The organism is Burkholderia sp. 10_S31 (genome assembly GCF_056930375.1).
The window spans coordinates 1,962,944-1,982,865 of the sequence record NZ_JBXOWK010000001.1 but is presented as its reverse complement, the minus strand read 5'-3'; the positions used below and the strand labels follow the sequence as shown (position 1 = coordinate 1,982,865).

Here is a 19,922-nt window from a genome sequence, read left to right as displayed (position 1 = left end):
CGCTCGTCACTCAGCAAGAGGATTGTCATGAAGCGAATTCGTCTCCCCCTCCTGCGCGCGTCGGTGATGGCCGCGTGCGCACTCGTCGCGACGGCGTCGTTCCCGAAAGTCACGCCGGACGACCTGAAGGCGCTCGACGGCCCGCTGACGCCGATGGGCGCGGTACGCGCCGCGAGCAAGGACAGCAGCGTGCCCGAGTGGTCGGGCAAGTGGCTCGGCACGCCGCCCGACGTGCAATACAAGCGCGGCAGCCGCTACCCCGATCCGTTCGCGAGCGAGAAGCCGATCGCGACGATTACCGCGGAAAACATGGCGCAGTACGCCGAGCACCTGACCGACGGCCAGAAGGCGATGTTCAAGCGCTATCCGGCCAGCTTCAAGATCAACGTCTATCCGAGCCATCGCGACTTCCGCTACGCGGATTCCGTCTACAAGGACATCCGCGCGTACGCACCCGATTCGACGATGACTTCCGACGCGAACGGGCTGACCAACGCGCCGCCGCAGGTGCCCTACCCGATTCCGAAGACGGCCGCCGAGCTGCTGTGGAACCAGCGCTTCTCGTCGGCGATCGGCACCGAACAGGCGACCTACGACCAGGCGGTCGTGTATTCCGACGGCAACATCGCGTGGGGCAAGGTGCGCTACGACATCTACTCGCCGCGCAACGTCGGCAAGTACGACGTGAAGAGCGACCTGAACAACCGCACGTTCTATCGCAATGCGACGGAGCTGCCGCTGTCGGACCGCGGCTCGCTGATCGTCGGCTTCACGAACTGGGACAAGGCCGGCGCGGACAACTCGTCGCGCACGTGGATGTACAACCCGGGCACTCGGCGCGTGCGCCAGGCGCCGGAATACGGCTACGACCAGCCGCAGGGCCCGGGCGGCTTCCGCACCGTCGACGACGACCGCCTGTACAACGGCCCCGGCGACCGCTACGACTGGAAGATCGTCGGCAAGCGCGAGGTGTACGTGCCATACGACAACTACAAGGCGATGGACAGCTCGGTCAAGTATGCGGACCTGCTGACCAAGGGTCATGAAAACCCGTCGTATATCCGCTACGAGCTGCATCGCGTGTGGGTGCTGCAGGCGACGCTGAAGAGCGGCTACCGCCACCAGTACGCGAAGCGCGTGCTGTACATCGACGAGGATTCGTGGATGACGCTGCTCGCCGACAACTACGACGCACGCGGCCAGCTGTGGCGCACCAACGTCGCGACGACGCTGTACGCGTATGACGCGAAGACGTTCTACCCGGGCGTCGTGTTTTTCCACGACCTGATCTCCGGCGCGTACATGGCCGACCGCCTGACCAACGAAGGGCCGATGCCGAAGCTCGACAGCAGCCCGCAGTTCAGCGAGGCGTACTTCTCGCCGGACGCGATCCGCAGTTCGGGTAACTAAGCAACGCGCGCGGCACATCCGCCATCCACGCGCCGGAGCCTCGCTCCGGCGCACGACGCCGCCCGAGGCGGCGGCCTTTTCCATTCGAGACTCGAGGGCCCTTTCATGTCTTCCCGCCTGCATACGACGCTCGGCGACGAGCTGTACGCCGCGTGGCACGCGCGCGCGCCGGTCGCGCCGCTGTCGAGCCGTCCGCGCCGCCTGTCGCTCGACGATGCATACCGGATCCAGCAACGCTTCATCGAACGCCGCGTCGAACACGGCGAAGCGGTGGTCGGCAAGAAGATCGGCGTGACGAGCCAGGCCGTGCAGGACATGCTGAACGTGCGCCAGCCCGATTTCGGCATCCTGCTGTCCGGCATGCACTACGCGGCCGGCGAGGCGATCGCCGCCGAGTCGCTGATCGCGCCGCGCGCCGAAGGCGAGATCGCGTTCATCCTCGCGCGCGACCTGTGCGGCCCCGGCATCGACCGCACGGATGTGATCGCCGCGACGGCTGCCGTCGCACCCTGCTTCGAGATCGTCGATTCGCGCATCCGCGACTGGGCGATCCGCATCGAGGACACCGTCGCCGACAACGCATCGTGCGGCGTATACGTGCTCGGCGACGCGCGCGTCGATCCGCGCACGCTCGATCTCGCCGCATGCGAGATGACGATCGAGAAGAACGGCGAGCCCGTCGCGCAAGGCCGCGGCGATGCGGCGCTCGGCCACCCCGCCGACGCGGTCGCGTGGCTCGCGAACACCCTCGCCGCATACGACGTGCCGCTGCTCGCCGGCGAGATCGTGCTGTCCGGCTCGCTCGCGAAGCTGATTCCGGTCACCGCCGGCGACGCGCTGTCGATGCACATTTCCGGCATCGGCGGGTGCGACGTCCGCTTTATCTAAAGGAACGACCCTGATGAAGAAAATCAAATGCGCACTGATCGGACCGGGCAACATCGGCACCGACCTGCTGTACAAGCTGCGCCGCTCGCCGGTGCTCGAACCCGTGTGGATGGTCGGCGTCGACCCGGCGTCCGACGGCCTCGCGCGAGCCCGCGAGTTCGGCCTGAAAACCACCGACCGCGGCGTCGACGGGCTGCTGCCGCACGTCGTCGACGACGAGATCCGCATCGCGTTCGACGCCACGTCGGCCTACGTGCACCGCGACAACTCCGACAAGCTCACCGCGCTCGGCGTGAAGATGATCGACCTGACGCCCGCCGCGATCGGGCCGTACTGCGTACCGCCGGTGAACCTCGACGCGCATCTCGACAGCGCGCAGGCGAACGTGAACATGGTGACGTGCGGCGGCCAGGCAACGATCCCGATGGTGTACGCGGTGTCGCGCGTGCAGCCGGTCGCGTACGGCGAGATCATCGCGACCGTGTCGTCGCGTTCAGTGGGCCCCGGCACGCGCAAGAACATCGACGAATTCACGCGCACGACGTCCGGCGCGATCGAACAGGTCGGCGGCGCACGCAAGGGCAAGGCGATCATCGTGATCAACCCGGCCGAGCCGCCGCTGATCATGCGCGACACGATCCACTGCCTGACCGACGGCCCGCCCGACGTCGACGCGATCACCGCCTCGGTGCATGCGATGGTCAAGGAAGTACAGCGCTACGTGCCCGGCTACACGCTGAAGAACGGCCCGGTGTTCGACGGCAACCGCGTGTCGGTCTTCATGGAAGTCGAGGGGCTCGGCGACTACCTGCCGAAGTATGCGGGCAACCTCGACATCATGACCGCCGCCGCGGCCGCCACGGCCGAGCGTTTCGCCGAACAGATGCTGGCCGCGACGGCCGCCACCACTTGAGTCGAGGAGTCACACGATGTCACTTGCAGGCAAGAAGATCACCGTCCACGACATGTCGTTGCGCGACGGGATGCACCCGAAACGTCACCAGATCACGCTCGACCAGATGCGCGACATCGCGCGCGGGCTCGACGCGGCCGGCGTGCCGTTGATCGAGGTCACGCACGGCGACGGGCTCGGCGGCGCTTCGGTCAACTACGGTTTTCCGGCGCATACGGATGAGGCGTACCTGAGCGCCGTGATTCCGGAACTGAAGCAGGCAAAGGTGTCGGCGCTGCTGCTGCCCGGTATCGGCACCGTCGAGCACCTGCGCATGGCGCACGCACTCGGCGTCGGCACGATCCGCGTCGCGACGCACTGCACCGAAGCCGACGTGTCGGAGCAGCATATCGGCCTTGCGCGCTCGCTCGGGCTCGATACGGTCGGCTTCCTGATGATGGCGCACATGTCGTCGCCCGAGCAGCTCGTCGTGCAGGCGAAGCTGATGGAGTCGTACGGCGCGAACTGCATCTACATCACCGATTCGGCCGGCCACATGCTGCCCGACGACGTGACCGCGCGCATCGGCCAGGTGCGCGCCGCGCTCAAGCCGGAAACGGAACTCGGCTTCCACGGCCACCACAACCTCGCGATGGGCGTCGCGAACTCGGTCGCGGCGGTTGCCGCCGGTGCGAACCGGATCGACGCCGCCGCGGCCGGCCTCGGTGCGGGTGCGGGCAATACGCCGATGGAAGTGTTCGTCGCGGTATGCGACCGGATGGGGATCGAGACCGGCGTCGACGTGTTCGCGATTTCCGACGTCGCGGAAGATCTCGTCGTGCCGATCATGGACGCACCGATCCGCCTCGACCGCGATGCACTGACGCTCGGCTATGCGGGCGTCTATTCGTCGTTCCTGCTGTTCGCGAAGCGTGCGGAAGCGAAGTACGGGATTCCAGCCCGCGACATTCTCGTCGAACTGGGCCGGCAGCGGCTCGTCGGCGGGCAGGAGGACATGATCGAGGATGCGGCGCTGACGATGGTTCGCGCGCGGGAGGTGGCGGCGTAACGGAAGCCCTGCCCTGCCTTGCCCTGCCCCGTCGCGCCATGGGCACGGGATAGGGCAGTCTCCGGCCGGAGACGCAGCAGTCGCGGCTCCGGCGTGCCCGCCGTCAATGCGTACGATTCACATCGCCACCGACGGCGACGAAGAATGAAACCGTACTGGCCATCCTGGCCGCGCGAAGGCGAATCACCTCGACCCGCGCCAGATCGTACGCATACTCGGCGCGTAGCACGCGTAGCCGGTCGGCGCTGCCGATTTCGAACTGGCGTTGCGTCATTTCGAGATCCGTCTGTTGGCGTTGCACGACGGCCGTGCGGGCCTGCAGCGCAGTCGTATCGCGATCGATTTCGGTCATTGCATCTGCGACACTCTGCAACCCGCCTAGCACGACCTTCCGATATTCTTCAAACGTGGCATCGTAAGCGGCATACGCCGCATCCCGCGCCGCACGCAATTCTCCGCCGTGAAAGAGCGGTGCGCTTAGCTGGGCACCCATGTTCCAGATCGCCGCTCCGCCTGCGAACAACTGGCTGAGCACCAGAGGCGATGACCCGATGCTCGCACCCAGCTCGATCCGAGGGTAGAGATTCGCCGTGGCGACGCCGGCCAGTTCCCCGGCGATATGCAGGCTCGCCTCCGCTGCGAGAATGTCGGGCCGTTGACGCACGAGTTCCGACGGAACGATCGACGGCAGGTCTCGCGGCAACTGCAAATCGCCCAGACGAAACCGTGGCAGCAATTCGGGCGACGGAACACCCGCATAAACCGCTAATTGGAACCGAGTTTTCAGCAGTTCCGCGCGCAATGCCGCCAGGTCTGCTTCGATTCGGTCGACGTCCGAATCCGCCTCGGTCGTTTCCCGATAAGCCACGCTGCCGATTCCATATCGTTCGTGCAGCGTCTGTCGAACGGCTTGCCGGTTCCGCAACACCACCTCGTTCAGCTCGATTTCGTCACGCAGCCGTCCTTCCCGGACCGCCGCAGCGGCGATATTACCGGCCAGCGTCAGGCGTGCCGCGTCCGCCTGATGCTTTCTCAGCGCCGCTTCGTACCGTTTCGCCGCGATTCGATGGTGCTGCGCACCGAAGAAGTCGAAGTCGTATCGAACGCTCACGTTCGTGTTGTAGAGCATGAACGGCGATGGATTCGGAATCATCGGCAGGCCGGCCGAGGCGGTATTCAACTGCTCCTTCCTGACCGACGCGCCGAAGTCGATCTGCGGATAGCGGCTTGCGCCACGTTGGCCCGCAAGATACTTCGTGGCTTCGACCAGTCGCGACTCCGCGCTCCGTATGGACGGACTATCCTCCATCGCCTGCGCGACAAGCGCATTCAGTGCCGGCGAGCCAAAGCGCGACCACCAGCGCGTATCGTCGTCGGCAAGTGCGGAAACACCGTCTCGCTCGGTCGAACCGGCGCGCATTCCCATGAATGTGGAAGGCAATGCCAGATCGCTCGCGGATCGCGGGACAAACGCGGGATGGCTGCACCCTTGCCCCACGACGATCGCAACCGTGATCGGCAGAACCGCAATCGAGCGGCAAGCGCGGCGGCCAGGTCGGGTTCGTTGTGCCATCGTCGTTCAATCGAGTGTGGTTCGGTATGCGAGCAGGCCGATCGTCATTGCAACCAGCGCGAAAACAACCATCGCCGACGCATCGGGCCATATTTCGCTCCATCCGCTTCCCTTCAAGAGAACACCGCGAATGGCCCTGTTGAAATACGTCAGTGGCAGGCCGTTGCCGACCAGCCGCGCCCAGCCCGGCATACCTGAAAACGGAAACATGAATCCCGAGAGCAAGACGCTCGGCAGGAAATAGAAGAACGTCATCTGCATCGCCTGCAACTGATTCCGTGCGACCGACGAGATGGCGATGCCGACCATCAGGTTCGCGAGGATCAGCAACGACGCGAGGCAGTAGACGGTTGCGGGATTGCCTTCGAATGGAACGCTGAATACGAATCGGGCCGCCAGCAGGATAATCGTGCACTGCAGGACGCCGATCAGGATGTACGGAACGATTTTTCCGCAGATCACCTCGATGGATGTTGCCGGTGACGCAAGGATGTTTTCGATCGTGCCGCGTTCACGTTCACGCGTAATGGCAAGACTCGTCATCATGACCATCGTCATCGACAGGATGACGCCCATCAATCCCGGAATGATGTTGTACTGCGTAACGCCGGCCGGATTGTAGATCTTGTGCACACGGGCCGAGAACGCGTGCGGTGGCGCGGTTATCGCCAACACTCCCGTCAGATCCTTGTCCAGCACCGTTCGCACCATCGTGTTGAACGCGGCGATCGCATTTCCCGTCGCGGCGGGATCGGTCGCATCCGCCTCGACCAGGATTTCCGGATGCTCGCTGCGCACCAGCCGTCGCGAGAAATCGTGCGGCACGCTGACGACGAACTGTACGGTTCCCTTTTGCAGGGCGTCACGTGCCGCCCGTTCGGAAAACAAGCCGTCCCGGACATCGAAATAGCCCGTATTGCGCATCCCGGCGACGAGCGATCGCGAAAATTCACTTGCGTCGTCCGCGAGTACGATCGTCGGAAGATGCTTTGGGTCGCTGTTGATCGCAAAGCCAAACAATGCCAGCTGTACGATCGGCAACACAGCGATCATTCCAAGCGTCACGCGATCGCGGCGGATCTGCAGGAACTCTTTCGTCACCATGCTCCACCAGCGGGAAACCGAGAATCCGATCATGATCAGCCAGGCTCCCCGGATGCGTCCTTCATCAAATGCAGGAAAACGTGTTCGAGATTCGTGTCGATTCTGTGGATCTCGATGCCATTGCCGCCGACCGCTTCGAGACTCTCACCGAGTACGGCGCCGTCGCGCCCCGATACGTGCAGCGCACGCCCGAACGCAATCACCTGCTCGACGCCCGGTCGGCCCTTTAGCCGATCGTTCAAACGTACGAGATCGCCCCCCGACACCGACCAGGTGTGGAGTGCATGCCGCCGGACGAGCTCATCGGCTTCGCCGTGTGCCAGCAGCGTGCCGTACGAGATGTAGGCCAGCTTGTGGCAACGCTCGGCCTCGTCCATATAGTGCGTGCTGACGAGCACAGAAATGCCGCGTGCGGCCAGGCGGTGCAGTTCCTCCCAGAACTCCCTGCGCACGCCCGGGTCGACACCGGCCGTCGGTTCGTCGAGCAGCAGCAGTTCGGGCGACTGCAGCAGCGCAGCGGCAAGCGCCACGCGCTGCTTCCAGCCGCCCGACAATGAGCCGGCCAGCTGATTCGAGCGCGACTCCAGCCCCATCTCGGCGAGGATCCGCGCGACGCGTTCCTTTCGTGCGTCGATTGCATACAATCGGGCGACAAAGTCGAGGTTCTCCCGCACTGTCAGGTCCTCCCAGTACGAAAAGCGCTGCGTCATGTAGCCGACGCGCCGCTTGATCTCCTGGCGTTCCGTCAGGATGTCGAATCCGAGGCAGGTCCCGCTGCCGGAGTCCGGCGTCAGCAGTCCGCACATCATGCGTAACGAGGTCGTCTTGCCGCTCCCGTTCGGACCGAGAAAGCCGAATATCTCGCCACGGCCGACCTGCAGGCTCAGGTTCTTGACGACGTGCCGTGTGCCGAAATGCTTGTTCAGCTCATGCACATCGATCAACGGCGTCGCCCCGTTCATGGCGTCACCTCGATCGGCAAGCCGGGATGCAGACTGCGCGCCGCAACGGTGTCAGGCTGCGCCTCGACGAGAAACACGAGCTTCGAACGCGCGTCATTGCTGTAGATGACAGGCGGTGTATATTCCGCGTCCGGCGAGATATGGCTGATCGTCGCCGAATAGCCGCGTTCGCACCCGTCGCATGCGAGGGTCACGACATGACCGACGCGCAGATTGGCCAGAGCGGTCTCAGGCACGAAGAAGCGCACCTTCGTATTGCGATCGACGAGAACCTTGACCACCGGGTTGCCGGCAACGACCCACTCACCCGGCGTAAAAAACGTATCGACGACGACACCCGTTCCGGGAGCCTGCACGGACCGTTGCCGGTATTGCGTCTGGAGCCGTTCGTATTCGGCCTGCAGTGCGTCGGCGCTCTGTCGTTGTGAACGCTGCTGACCGTCTCGTGCCGGCAAGCGCGCAGTCTTCAGTTGGCTGGCAAGCTCGCTGACTCGCGCATTGTCCGTTCGGGCGGCCGCACGCTCGCGTTCGAGCTGATCGAGCGAGATCGCATGTATCCCGTAGTCGGCTTCGGCACGGGCGAGCCGACGCGTTGAAAGAACGGCGCTCGCCCGTGCCTGTTCGAGCTGTGCCTTCACCGTATCGATTTCCGATGAACGCTTGCCTTGTTCCAGGTCGCCGAGCAGGTCCAGCGACGATTGCCACTGGTGATACTGGCGCTTGATTGCCTGTTCCAGGTCTGGAGCGCCGATCTCGAAGACGACAGCGCCAGCTTCGACACGGTCGCCGCGTGCCACGCGCAGAGTCTTCAGGTTCCCGGAGTACGGCGCCGACAAATAGGAAAACTGCCCTTCGATATAGCCGTGATAAGTTTCCTGCGATTTTGTACAGCCCGCGGTCAAGAGGCACGCGCAAACGAAGCCGTACCCGACCCACGGGGGCATGAGCGTGATGCGTTCCATAATGAAGAAACCTGATGTAGCACCGGTGTATGCGACGAACGTCTATGCGTGCGGCAGACGACGATCAGACTGGTATCGCGCGCCGATGCGCTGCATGTACGCGTCGAGAAAATCGGCGGCTGCCGCCCGTCGGACCTCCGTCACGTATTGCGTACAGCAATGGTCGCCGTCGGCGAACAGTGTCAGTCTGACGCCGTCGGACCGCCCGAGCCCGTTCAAGGTATCGCGCAGCCATGTCTTGTCCGCCACCGAAACAAGCGGGTCGCGTCCGCCATGAACGATATGGACGCGAGCGCGGATGTTTTCGAGCATCGCGACGTCACGAATGGCGAAGTGATCCGCCACGGTTCGAGCGTCGCTGACCGACGTAATGCCGAGAATCTGGCAAAACTTGCTTTTCAGGAAGAACGGCAGCTTGTTGAATTCGCGTGCGTCGACAGGGCCGCCCAGATCGAGAATCGCGCTCACGCGCGGGTCGATTGCGGCGATCTTGTAAGCCCACATGCCGCCCCAACTGATGCCGGCAATGGCATAGCCTTCCGTATCGATCTGCGGATAGTCGCTCAACGCGTCGACGGCCGCGACGATCGCCTCGTCGAAGTTTTCGGGCCATGTCGCACCGTCAAGCAGAAAGGCTTCGCCTTGCCCTGGTCCATCAATGCACAGCACGGCGAAACCCGCTTCCGAAAACAGCAGCTCGCTCGCGAGGTGCTCCTCCTTGACGTCGTCCATGCCGTGCACGATTACGATCAACGGGATCTTCCCCGACGGCAGCGGTGTCTCGGGAAAATGCAAATTCGCCCACATCGGCTTGTGTTTCCAGTCGACGCGCAGACGGGCGAATCGCGCGCCGAATGCCCGACGTTCAGCCAGGACGTAGAAGTCGCGACAATGCCGATAGGCCGCCATCTTCGCATCCGAAAGCGGCAGACACCCCCACTGGACCAGATGGGCAAGAAAGGACAGCCGCCGATAGTGCGCGATGGCCTCCTCGTCGGACATTCTGGGCAGCATCGCCTCGACCTGCCGAATCTCGTCGCGCAGGAATTCCATTCCCTTCGTCGGCCAGTCGGAAAGACCATGCAACGCGGCAAGAAAGCGATCCAGCGTGTTCTGGTCGAACAGCGCCGCACGCCAGCGGTTCCAGAAGGGTCGCGTGATGTTCTTCACGCCCACGACGCGTGAAAGCGTGAAGACGGCGCGGCTCAGGAAGTGATCGGCAAAGGAGTACGCTTCGGTTTCGCTCAGGTTACGCATCGTGATTCCCCTTTCGAATCGTCACGCCGAATTCGGTGGCCTCCTGCTCGCTCAAGCCGAGCATCGTCGCGCCGAGACGCACGATGGCAGGATCGGGTGAGCTGGACGCCGCCCGATCCGGCGCGTGACCGAGCCGACGTTCGTTCGCGTCGATCACCTGATACAGATCGAAACCGAACCTCGAACGCATGACCGCCCGGCCCAACTCGTTGATCATGCAGTTCGAACTGCAAGCGCCCGTGTTTTTCGGGAGAATCCAGTCATATCGCTCGATATGCGCAATCTGGATCTCCCGCGCGGGCTTTCGTATCAGTTCGTAGTACGGCACGAGCACGGTCGGAAACCGGATGTCGTCTGGATCCGCGTCCAGCGAACCCGAGTGGTCCGGAATCACTTTGCGGAATGGCTGCACGAACTTGGCAACGAGATCGTTGACCTTGGGCAATGCCCGCGCGGACAACACGCCCGTACCTTCGAGATTCAACCGGTTCTGCCCTTTCTGCGTGCCGATGAAGCAGAGCGGGATGCGATGGCGATTCGCGAATGCGCTCGCACTGACTGCGATCAACGAAAAACACGGCCAGCACGCGGAGCCGTACGTCATTGCCCCTTTCTGCAGATCGACATCCGAATTTTCGTCTATCGAGAATCCCGATCGGAACAGCGCATCCGTGAGCGCTTTGTCGAGGCGCTCGATGACTAGCGGAATACCGAGCTTCTCGGTAACGCGCCGCGCGCTATCGAGGGTCTGCGGTGACTGATAACCGGGATCGAGCATCCACGCGCAAACATTCAGCCCTTTCTCGGCGAGTTGAACCAGCATGTAGGTGCTGTCCTTGCCGCCGCTGTAGAGCACCATTGCGGCATAGGTCGAGCGCGGCTCACGTGTCGGTATCGAATCGAGCATGGCCGCTGCCGCCCCTAGACTGCCGTCGCCGACGATCGGCACGCGTTTGGCGACGGAGAGCGCCTTGTGACGCCAGGTGCGCTCGCCGTCCGCAGCGGAAATGATCGCGTCGAGCAACCATTCATGATCGGCATCCGGTTCGTATTCCGTGCGTCGGACAGACTGCATGCTCGAACAGTGTGCGCATAGCCCAGATGCAACGGCCTCGTCGGCATCGGTGCCGTTCATCAGCGCGTCGTAGTGCAACGGCATCCCGCACTGGTTGCATCCGCGATGGATCGGAAACGTTTTCACGGACGACCTCCCCGAACGCCGGACGGTCCGGCCGCATCGCGCAAAAAGCGGCGGAAAGCGGCGACATCCAGCAGATGCTTTCCGCATTGGAGCGGCGGAATTCCGAATTTCATGTCGTCGAACGCACGCTCGTAGGCAAGCAGTTGCGCCACATCGGCCTCGCCGATATTGCTCGCGAGCTGCGGCAGACTCGCGCGCAACAGCCCCTCGGCGAGGCACGACCATGAAACGACGCTGCCGTGTCCGACATCGTCGGCGAAATCAAACGGAAAGTATGACCGGTATGCGATCTCGCCTACGTCGACAAGCCCCGCATCGCATGGGAGGATGTCTCCACGTACCCGCACGCGCGCCCACGCTGCGTTGCGATCCCAGCAATAAGGCTGGCTGTCGTCGATCAGGATCGTGCCGGCGCGCACGAGGTCGATATCGAGGATGGATGGCGTGCTGACCGCGCTGACGATTACGTTGGCATCGCGATAGCACCGGCTGCCATCCGGCAACGCGTAACGCGTCGGAAGCGCCTCTACCGAAACCCGCATCGGCGAACATGCCGCCAATTCCTCCGCCAGGGCGCGAACCCGGTCCTGCTGTTGCAGCGTGTCCACCAGGATCAGTTCCGCCGGCCGCGTTACCCGTGGCGAGTGCGCCAGCAGCCTGGCCACCCCCGCGCCCACACTACCGACGCCGAGAATGGCAAGGACGACGTCGTTCCCGTTCAACCCCGACACGGACAGTGCCTTGTCGAACTGACGGACGATCGAGACCGACGTCACCGCATGGCCGGTCGTCAATTCGATACCGAGTTCCCTCGAGTGCGCTTCGATGCGGCGGCCGTATTGCGTCAGCGCCCCGGTCAGACCGCCCAGGCAGACGTGCCGCGCGCCCATCGCGGCTGCCTTGGTCAGCCCCTCCTTCTTCATGCGGTTGCGGCTGGATGCCCGCTTTCTGGGGTCGATCATGTCTTCCGCAAGAATAGGCAGGAAGAGGATTCCGATGTTGATGTCTTTCGCCTCGATGATCTCGCCATAAACGGGCTGCAGACAGTCCAGCAAATCAGCCAGTGCGTCGTCGTCGAGCGTGCCGGCCCATGGAAACATCCGTACGACATCGGCTCGGTCGCGAGGATGCGTCAGCAGAACGACATCCACATCGCGTGGAGCGCCGCGTCCCAGCCATTTCCTTTGCGCGGATGGGCCGAAGTAGACATTCGATGCCGTTGCCAGCGGAGATTCTTTTCTTTCTTCCATTGGTGCGCCTCCATCGCTTCAGTTTGAATGGGCACGACGAATCCATACGGAATGGACCGGTCAATTTGGCCACACGATAAAACCGTGCTCGTGAAATGAGCAGAACCCGGGGATTCGAAAAATAAATTGATCCAAAATCCAATCTTCTGTTTCACCAGAAATGGCAAAAAATTCACTAAAAATCAAAACGAATCTTATTGGCGACGAATTCTATTTTTCCCGAGCGCGACGCGTCAACACCAATTCAGATGATTTCCATCCTTATTTTGAGATTAATTAATTAGTTTTCAATTCGAAACAAATTAAATATTAGTACCCGTACTAAATTTCAATCCGGATGAGGGAAATGCCCCACCGCACTTAAAAAGCACGGCACTACTCGGTTTTGACCATGGAAATTCCGCATTGCAACAACGGCCTCGCTGTGCCGCAAGCGGAACAGCGCGATATCCGTCGATCTGATGGCCGACGCAGGCGCGAGGGAAAGTGACCGGCGTTCGCGACGGCCGCACGCACCGGGCAAGATGTTGACCGGGAATTCAACCTGGCCGCAGCAAAGCTGTCATTAGTAGAGCCCTCGTCACAGCAAAACCCAGCGGAATGGATGGAGATTCGATGCGGGTACCGTGCGATTCGATTCACCGGCTACTGACAGGCCGTTGTCAGCAGGTCCGGAGTAGGTTGATCCATTTGACGCATCCGGAACGCCCCATCGTGCCCGCCCCCGGTTTCCTCATCATTTTCAAACGTCGCAGCGCGACCCTTCTGACCCTCTGCCTCGCCGTGCTCGTGGCGCAGGTCGACACGGCAGTCGTCAATCTCGCGACGCGTGCGATCGGCGACTATTTCCACGTGGGCGTCGGCGCATTGCAATGGGTCGTCGACAGCTACAACCTCACTTACGCGGTGCTGCTGCTGACCGGCGGCCTGCTCGCCGACCTGCTCGGCCGGCGCCGCATCTTCATGGCCGGCACAGCCCTCTTCACCGTCGCGTCGCTGCTGTGCGCGCTCGCGCCGTCGGTGGCGGTGCTGATCGGCGCACGCGCGCTGGCCGGCGTCGGCGCGGCGCTGATGCTGCCCGCGTCGCTCGCGATCGTGCGCGTCGTGTGGCGCGACCCGGTCGAGCGCGGCCGCGCGCTCGGCATCTGGGCCGCATGCAACGGCGTGGCCATGGCGATCGGCCCGACGCTCGGCGGCGTGTTGATCCGGCACTTCGGCTGGCGCAGCATCTTCTTCGTGGTCGTGCCGTTGAGCATCGCCGCGATGCTGCTCTCGATCCCCGCCGTGCCGGAATCGTCCGATCCGCGCGGCAGGCACTTCGACGGCGGAGCACAACTCACGGGCGCCCTCTCGCTCGGCGCGCTCGCGTATGCGGCGATCGTGTTCCGCGATTCGCCGGCCTCATGCGCGATCGCCGGATGCCTGGCGATCGTGTCGTTGGTCGCCTTCATCGTGATCGAGCGGCGCCACGGTGCGGCCGCACTGGTGCCGCTCGACATCTTCCGGATCGGCGCCGCGTTTCGCGGCGCGATCGCCGCGACCACCGGGATGACGTTCGGGATGTACGGCGTGCTGTTCCTGCTGCCGCTGACGTGGCAGAGCATCGGCCGGCTCGATTCGACCGGCGCGGGCCTCGCGCTACTGCCGATGGCGCTCGTGTTCGTCGTCGTGTCGCCCTGCTCGGGGCCGCTGTCGGAGCGCGTCGGCACGCGCGCGACGACGGCCGGCGGGGTCGCGGTGATCGCGAGCGGGCTCGCCGTGATCGGCGCGTCGGCCGGTTCGCCGGATCTGATCGGCGCCGAAATCGGGCTTGCGTTGACCGGGCTCGGCATGGGCATCGCGACCGGCCCGTTGATGACCGTCGCCGTCGGCGCGGTCGAAGCCGCACGTTCGGGCACCGCAAGCGCGCTCGTCAACGTCGCGCGGATGACCGGTGCGACGCTCGGGATCGCGATGCTCGGTACGCTGTTCGCCGCCGCACACGGCGGCACGGCCGGCTTGCGCGCGGCGATGTTCGCCGGCGCGGTGGTTCAGTTGACGGGCGCGGCCGCGTCGGCGCTCAGCGTGCGGCGCGCGCAACAGGCAGCGTGACACGTCGCGCTGTACGGCCGCGACTGCGCACCGCCCGTCACGGTCGTTGGTGCGCTGAATGCGACTGAAGACATTGAAAAGCGCCGGGTGCGGTGGCAACCGATTCCAGCGGCGGGAGGGTGCGCGACGACCCGGAAGTCAGCAGGAATGTCCGCCGTATTTCGCGACGCTCATCGAGGATTTCCTGCGGGACGCGACCGCTTGAGCGTCGTACACGCAGCGCGGTCGGAGGAGAAAACGTTGGCCGCCGCGGCACTGCACCGCCGCCGGCGACCGACGAACGGCGCGAACCGCGCCGTCCATCCGGTGTGCCCAGCCGCATGAGACGGCCGGACCGGGTCGATCGGAGCAGCGTTGCGCGCCCGACCGTTACTGCTTAGCGACGCGGTTGCCCGGTGCGCGGCGGACGCGGCGAGTTCGCGTCCTTGTGGCGGAAGTTGATGCGCCCCTTCGTCAGGTCGTACACCGACAGTTCCAGCGTCACGCGGTCGCCCGCGAGAATGCGGATGTGGTTCTTGCGCATGCGGCCCGACGCGTACGCGCCGACCACGACGCCGTTTTCCAGCGTGACGCGGTATTTGCTGTCCGGCAGCACTTCGTCGACGATTCCGTCCAGTTCCAGCAGTTCTTCTTTTGCCAAACCAATTCCTCCAGACAAGGTGAATGACCGCGGCCGCGGCGAACTCATCGGCGCCGTGCCCCGCAACGGGACGGCGGCCGGCGGGATGCCGGGATATCCATTCGTTCAGACCGTTCAGACGGGCGACGGGCCCGTCTTGCAATCGGAGCCCGGCACATTGCGGCGGTCGGGCGGTCGGTGGCGGCGGTGCGATCAGCACCGCGCAAAGTCGGGACCGCGCCGCATGTGGCATGGCGACGGTCTACTCGGGTGCAGCATGAGCCGCTGGCGATGCGGCGAGCGCTTCGCGAGGGCGTTGGATCGCACGTCGTACGGACCTGCGATGAGTGAGGGAAGCACACGACCGATGCATCGTGAATCCCGCGATGCATCGGTCGTGTGCGTCGGAACGCGCAGGACGCCGGCTCGGGCCGGCATCCGCGCGAAATCCGTCCGGCAGCGGCCGCCACTCGGCGGCCGTTGCCGACGCGGCTTACTGCGGCGTGATGTTCGACGCTTGCAGACCCTTCGGGCCACGCTTCACTTCGTAGCTGACCTTCTGGCCTTCGGCCAGAGTCTTGAAGCCCGTGCCGCGAATTTCCGAGAAATGGGCGAACAGATCGTCGCCGCCGTTGTCCGGGGAGATGAAACCAAAGCCCTTGGTTTCGTTGAACCACTTGACGGTACCGGTATCCACAAATACTTCCTTAATACGAATAATTGAACATGCGCCCTGACGGGCACAGAAAGAATCAAAAGAGGGAGAGACCAACGACTGCCACACAGCGTGCGGCCAATGATGAGCAATCGAACTTCTTGAAGACTTCGGTCTCGGACACTACGCGGTGCAGGCCGATCCGTCAAGCTCTTTCGGTGCGGCGCACGCGCGCGGCAGCGCGCGCGCCTTGCCTGGCGGGCGTGGGCGGCGATCGGGAGGCGCAACGATGCGCCCCTTTTTTCGCCGCGCTTCGCCGTTGGTTACTGCGGTTCGAACACGTGATGCAGCGGCGGCGGCGTCTCGCCGTCGCGGATCTTCATCTCGAACGCCTTGCGCGCGACGCTCGACGGCCGCACGTCGGCCGCGTCCAGATAGAACTGGGAATACCAGTCGCGCATCTGGTACAGCGGCCCGTCGCCTTCGCACAGCAGCGGGTTGTCGATGCGCGTCTTGCTGTGCCAGATATCGACGTCCTCGTAGAACGCACGCTGCGCTTCCTTCACGTACGCGTTCGCGATCTCCATGTTCTGCTCGTCGCCGAGGCCGGCCACCTTCTTCACGATCACGCCGTAGCGCAGCTCGAAGCTGTTCATGTCGATCGGCACGTGGCAGTTCAGCAGCACCGAATGGATCGGCTGCCCGTTGCTCTGCCCCGTCATCTGCGTGATGTGCACGGCCGGCCCGAAATACGTCGACAGCGCAGTCAGGCTGTCGCCGCCGAGCTTCGCGCTGCGGCCCACCATCAGCTGCGTCGCCTTGTGGTCCTCGAACAGGTTCGCGAAATAGTCGATCGGCGCGTGGTGCACGGTCGCGAAGTGCGCGACATCCGAGATGTTGTCGACCAGTTCGCGGCAGTTCGCGTGGATCACCATCTTGTCGACGACCCAGTCCGACCATTCGTCGGAAAAGCACACGTCGAGGCGCGGAATCGCGACTTCCGGCGGCGGTGCATTGCCTTCCGGATCGTTCCACACGAACAGCAGGTTGTTCTCCTCGCAGGTCGACCACGCGCCAATGCGCGCCTTCGGCGGGATCCGCTTGCAATACGGGATCGACGCGCACTGCCCTTCGCCGCTCCATGCCCAACCGTGGAACGGGCAGACGAGGTTGTCGCCTTCGACCGTGCCGAGGCTCAGGTCGGCGCCCATGTGCGGGCAATACGCGTCGACGACGTTGATCCTGCCGGTCGAGTCGGCGAACGCGGCGAGCTTGCGGCCGAACACGTTCAGCGTGTGCGGCTTGCCGTCCTTGTAGTCGCGGGCGAGCCCGAGGCAGTGCCAGCCGCGCGCATAGCGCTGCGCGAGCGGCTGGGCTTCGATCTTGTAGGGGCGTGCGGACATGCGGGTTGACTCCTTTTTGGGGGACGCGCGGCGGCCCGCCGCGCACCGGGGTAATCGGGGATTGCGTCGCTCAGCGCACCGGATTGCCGGGTTCGAGCGTGCGCGTCGGCTTGAGCGCCGGTGCCGGCGCGGCCTGCGGCGACGAGGGTTGCGGCTCGCGCGACACGCGGCGCTCGGCGCGCTCGACGCCAAGCCATGCGGCCAGCGCGGGCAGCAGGAACACCGCGCCGAACAGGTTCACGAGGAACATGAACGCGAGCAGCACGCCCATGTCGACCTGGAACTTCAGCGCGGAGAACGCCCACGTGCCGACGCCGATGAACATCGTGACGGCCGTGAACAGCGCCGCCGTGCCGCGCTGGCGCATCGCATCGGCGAACGCGTCCGGCAGCGTCGCGCCGTGGCGGATGTCGTGCTGCAGGCGTTCGTACAGGTAGATCCCGTAGTCGACGCCCACGCCCACGCCGAGCGTGATCACCGGCAGCGTCGCGACCTTCAGCCCGATGCCGAGCCGCGCCATCACCGCATTGCACAGGATCGACACGAGCGTGAGCGGCACGATGATGCACAGCACCGCGCGCCACGAGCGGAACGTGACCGCGCAGAGCAGCGCGATCGCACCGAAGATCGACAGCAGCATCGCGATCTCCGCGTCGCCGACCGCCTCGTTGGTCGCCGCCATCACGCCGACGTTGCCGCCGGCCAGCCGGAACGCGACGTTCGGCGTCGGGTTCTCGGCCGCGTAGCGCTTGATCTCGTCGACGATGTGCGCGATGGTCGTGCCTTCGTGGTTCTGCGTGTAGATCAGCACCTGGATCGCCTTGCAGTTCGCAGTGTTCATCCCGTTGTCGGGGTCGAACGCGTTGGAACCCTGCGTGAGCCCGTCGCTGGAGCGCGGCAGCGCGGCCCAGCGCGGGTTGCCTTCGTTGAACGCGGCGATGAACACCTTGCCCTGCGACGCGACGCTCGTCACCGACTGCACGCCGGCCACGCCGCGCATGGTCATCTCGAACTTCTCGATTGCGCTCATCACCGGGTAATGCAGGCAGGCGTCGTCGAAACCGGTGGTCTCGACGATCACCGACAGCACGTCGACGCCGATGTTGTACTGGTGCGTGATCGCCGCGTTGTCGATGTTGTAGCGCGAGTTCGCGCGCAGCTCCGGCGCGCCGGTGCCGATGTCGCCGATCTCCAGCCTGCGCGATTCGAGCGTGCCGTACGCGAGCAGCGCGAGCGCCACCGCGAACACGCCGAGCGCCGGCGCCGGCCGCGCGAACAGCGCGAAGCGCGACCATCTCCCGCTGCCGCCGGCCGCCGCCGCGCGCTGTGCACGCGCGAGCGTGCCGCGTTCGAGGCGCGTGTACGACAGCATGATCGGCAGGAACACCTTGTTGGTGACGATCATCAGCAGCACGCCGAGGCACGCGGTGATGCCGAGCTCGCGCACGATGTCGATCCTGATTCGCATGATCACCATGAAGCCGAGCGCGTTGGTCAGCAGCGCGACCGTGCCCGGCACGAACAGCTTGCGGAACGCGTCGCGCGCGGCGTCGACCGACGACGCGCCGCGCACCAGCGCCTGCTTCCACGCATTGGTCATCTGCACCGCGTGCGACACGCCGATCGAGAAGATCAGGAACGGCACGAGGATCGACATCGGGTCGATGCCGAGCCCGAGCAGCGGCAGCGCGCCGAGCAGCCAGACGACCGGCAGCAGCGCGACGACCAGTGCCAGCACGGTGGTCTTCAGCGAGCGCGTATAGGCGAACAGCAGCGCGGCCGTCACGAGGAACGCGAGCGCGAAGAACGCCATCACGCCGGCGATCCCGGCTTCGACGTCGCCCACCAGCTTCGCGAAGCCGATGATGTTCACGTCGATGCCCTGCTTCGCGTAGCGCGCGCGGATTTCCTCGAGCTGGCGCGCGACCGCGCTGTAGTCGAGCCGCTTGCCGGTGGCCGGATCGGTCTCGCGCAGTTCCGCGCGGATCAGCGCCGACTTCAGGTCGTTGCCGACGAGGCGTCCGATCTGCCCGGAACGCGCGACGTTGCGGCGCACCTTCGCGAGATCGTCCGGGTTCGCGCTCGAGAACTGGCCCGGCACGACCACGTCGCCGCGAAAGCCGGCCTCGGTCACCTCGGTGTAGTGGACGTTCGGCGTGAACAGCGAGAACACGCGCGAGCGGTTCACGCCGGGGATGAAGAACACGTCGTCGGTCGCATGGCGCAGCGCGTCCATGAACGTCCGGTTGTAGATGTCGCCGTCGCCCTTCCAGCGCAGGCTGACGAGGATCGTGTTCGCGCCGGGAAACGCGCCCGCGTAGCGCTCGAACACCTGCATGTACGGGTGCTGCATCGGGATCATCTTGTTGAAGCCCGGATCGAGCTTCAGGCGCGTCGCGGACAAGCCGAGCGCGAGCGTCACCGCGACGCACAGCAGCATCAACAGCCGGCGCTGCCGGATGATCGTGTCGGCGCAGCGCTCGACGAACGCGGCGAGGCGCGACGCGGAAACGGTTTCAGTGGGACGTGACAGGTCGTTCATGGCTTTCTCGTGTCGGAACGGACGATGCGGACGATGCGGACGAT

16 protein-coding genes are annotated in these 19,922 nt (G+C 64.5%); 5 read left to right on the top strand and 11 right to left on the bottom strand.

What is annotated here, in order from left to right:
- The first annotated feature begins 27 nt into the window (after positions 1-27).
- The 4 genes from AC1Z3W_RS08910 to dmpG all read left to right on the top strand — a co-directional run bounded on the left by AC1Z3W_RS08910 (position 28) and on the right by dmpG (position 4,259).
- Positions 28-1,410, top strand: coding sequence for a DUF1329 domain-containing protein (locus tag AC1Z3W_RS08910; RefSeq protein WP_124832074.1), 1,383 nt, complete (start codon positions 28-30; stop codon positions 1,408-1,410).
- Positions 1,411-1,515: 105 nt separating this feature from the next.
- Positions 1,516-2,298 (top strand): 2-oxopent-4-enoate hydratase, encoded by a 783-nt coding sequence (gene dmpE / locus AC1Z3W_RS08905; protein WP_483507461.1) that lies wholly within the window; start codon positions 1,516-1,518, stop codon positions 2,296-2,298.
- Positions 2,299-2,311: 13 nt separating this feature from the next.
- Complete coding sequence (locus AC1Z3W_RS08900) at positions 2,312-3,211, top strand: acetaldehyde dehydrogenase (acetylating) (RefSeq protein WP_483507460.1); 900 nt, start codon at positions 2,312-2,314, stop codon at positions 3,209-3,211.
- A gap of 16 nt (positions 3,212-3,227) precedes the next feature.
- The gene (dmpG, locus tag AC1Z3W_RS08895) at positions 3,228-4,259 is read left to right on the top strand and encodes a 4-hydroxy-2-oxovalerate aldolase (RefSeq protein ID WP_483507459.1); all 1,032 of its coding nucleotides are present in this window, start codon (positions 3,228-3,230) and stop codon (positions 4,257-4,259) included.
- A 103-nt stretch (positions 4,260-4,362) separates the two neighbouring features.
- On the opposite strand, the gene AC1Z3W_RS08890 is transcribed toward dmpG, so the two are convergent.
- The 7 genes from AC1Z3W_RS08890 to AC1Z3W_RS08860 are packed head-to-tail and all read right to left on the bottom strand — an operon-like array spanning position 4,363 to position 12,568.
- Positions 4,363-5,832: an efflux transporter outer membrane subunit gene (locus AC1Z3W_RS08890; protein WP_483507458.1), complete on the bottom strand. Its 1,470-nt coding sequence runs from the start codon at positions 5,830-5,832 to the stop codon at positions 4,363-4,365.
- Between the two features lie 6 nt (positions 5,833-5,838).
- Entirely contained in the window at positions 5,839-6,969 is a 1,131-nt protein-coding gene (locus tag AC1Z3W_RS08885) for an ABC transporter permease (protein ID WP_057925084.1), read from the bottom strand.
- Between the two features lie 2 nt (positions 6,970-6,971).
- A complete protein-coding gene (locus AC1Z3W_RS08880; RefSeq protein WP_124832082.1) occupies positions 6,972-7,898 on the bottom strand; it encodes an ABC transporter ATP-binding protein in 927 nt (308 codons plus the stop codon).
- Positions 7,895-8,860 (bottom strand): HlyD family secretion protein, encoded by a 966-nt coding sequence (locus AC1Z3W_RS08875; protein WP_057925082.1) that lies wholly within the window; start codon positions 8,858-8,860, stop codon positions 7,895-7,897. Before AC1Z3W_RS08875 ends, AC1Z3W_RS08880 begins: the two co-directional genes overlap by 4 nt.
- Before the next feature lie 42 nt (positions 8,861-8,902).
- The gene (locus AC1Z3W_RS08870) at positions 8,903-10,117 is read right to left on the bottom strand and encodes an alpha/beta hydrolase family protein (protein WP_124832084.1); all 1,215 of its coding nucleotides are present in this window, start codon (positions 10,115-10,117) and stop codon (positions 8,903-8,905) included.
- Entirely contained in the window at positions 10,110-11,318 is a 1,209-nt protein-coding gene (locus tag AC1Z3W_RS08865; protein ID WP_483507457.1) for a 7-cyano-7-deazaguanine synthase, read from the bottom strand. The genes AC1Z3W_RS08870 and AC1Z3W_RS08865 overlap by 8 nt, the downstream gene beginning before the upstream one ends.
- Entirely contained in the window at positions 11,315-12,568 is a 1,254-nt protein-coding gene (locus AC1Z3W_RS08860; RefSeq protein ID WP_483507456.1) for a hypothetical protein, read from the bottom strand. The genes AC1Z3W_RS08865 and AC1Z3W_RS08860 overlap by 4 nt, the downstream gene beginning before the upstream one ends.
- Positions 12,569-13,279: 711 nt before the next feature.
- Between AC1Z3W_RS08860 and AC1Z3W_RS08855 the strand changes: the two genes are divergently transcribed.
- Entirely contained in the window at positions 13,280-14,659 is a 1,380-nt protein-coding gene (locus tag AC1Z3W_RS08855; protein ID WP_483507848.1) for an MFS transporter, read from the top strand.
- Positions 14,660-15,035: 376 nt separating this feature from the next.
- Here the strand turns inward: AC1Z3W_RS08855 and infA are convergent, their stop codons facing one another.
- The 4 genes from infA to AC1Z3W_RS08835 form a co-directional block, all read right to left on the bottom strand.
- Positions 15,036-15,299, bottom strand: coding sequence for a translation initiation factor IF-1 (gene infA / locus AC1Z3W_RS08850; protein WP_011355053.1), 264 nt, complete (start codon positions 15,297-15,299; stop codon positions 15,036-15,038).
- A 472-nt stretch (positions 15,300-15,771) separates the two neighbouring features.
- Positions 15,772-15,975, bottom strand: coding sequence for a cold-shock protein (locus AC1Z3W_RS08845; protein ID WP_006751843.1), 204 nt, complete (start codon positions 15,973-15,975; stop codon positions 15,772-15,774).
- Between the two features lie 281 nt (positions 15,976-16,256).
- Complete coding sequence (locus AC1Z3W_RS08840) at positions 16,257-17,336, bottom strand: 3-ketosteroid-9-alpha-monooxygenase, oxygenase component (protein WP_057925078.1); 1,080 nt, start codon at positions 17,334-17,336, stop codon at positions 16,257-16,259.
- A gap of 70 nt (positions 17,337-17,406) precedes the next feature.
- Positions 17,407-19,878 carry an efflux RND transporter permease subunit gene (locus AC1Z3W_RS08835; RefSeq protein WP_057925077.1) on the bottom strand — a complete coding sequence of 824 codons (2,472 nt, stop codon included), beginning with the start codon at positions 19,876-19,878 and terminating at the stop codon, positions 17,407-17,409.
- Between the last annotated feature and the right edge of the window lie 44 nt (positions 19,879-19,922).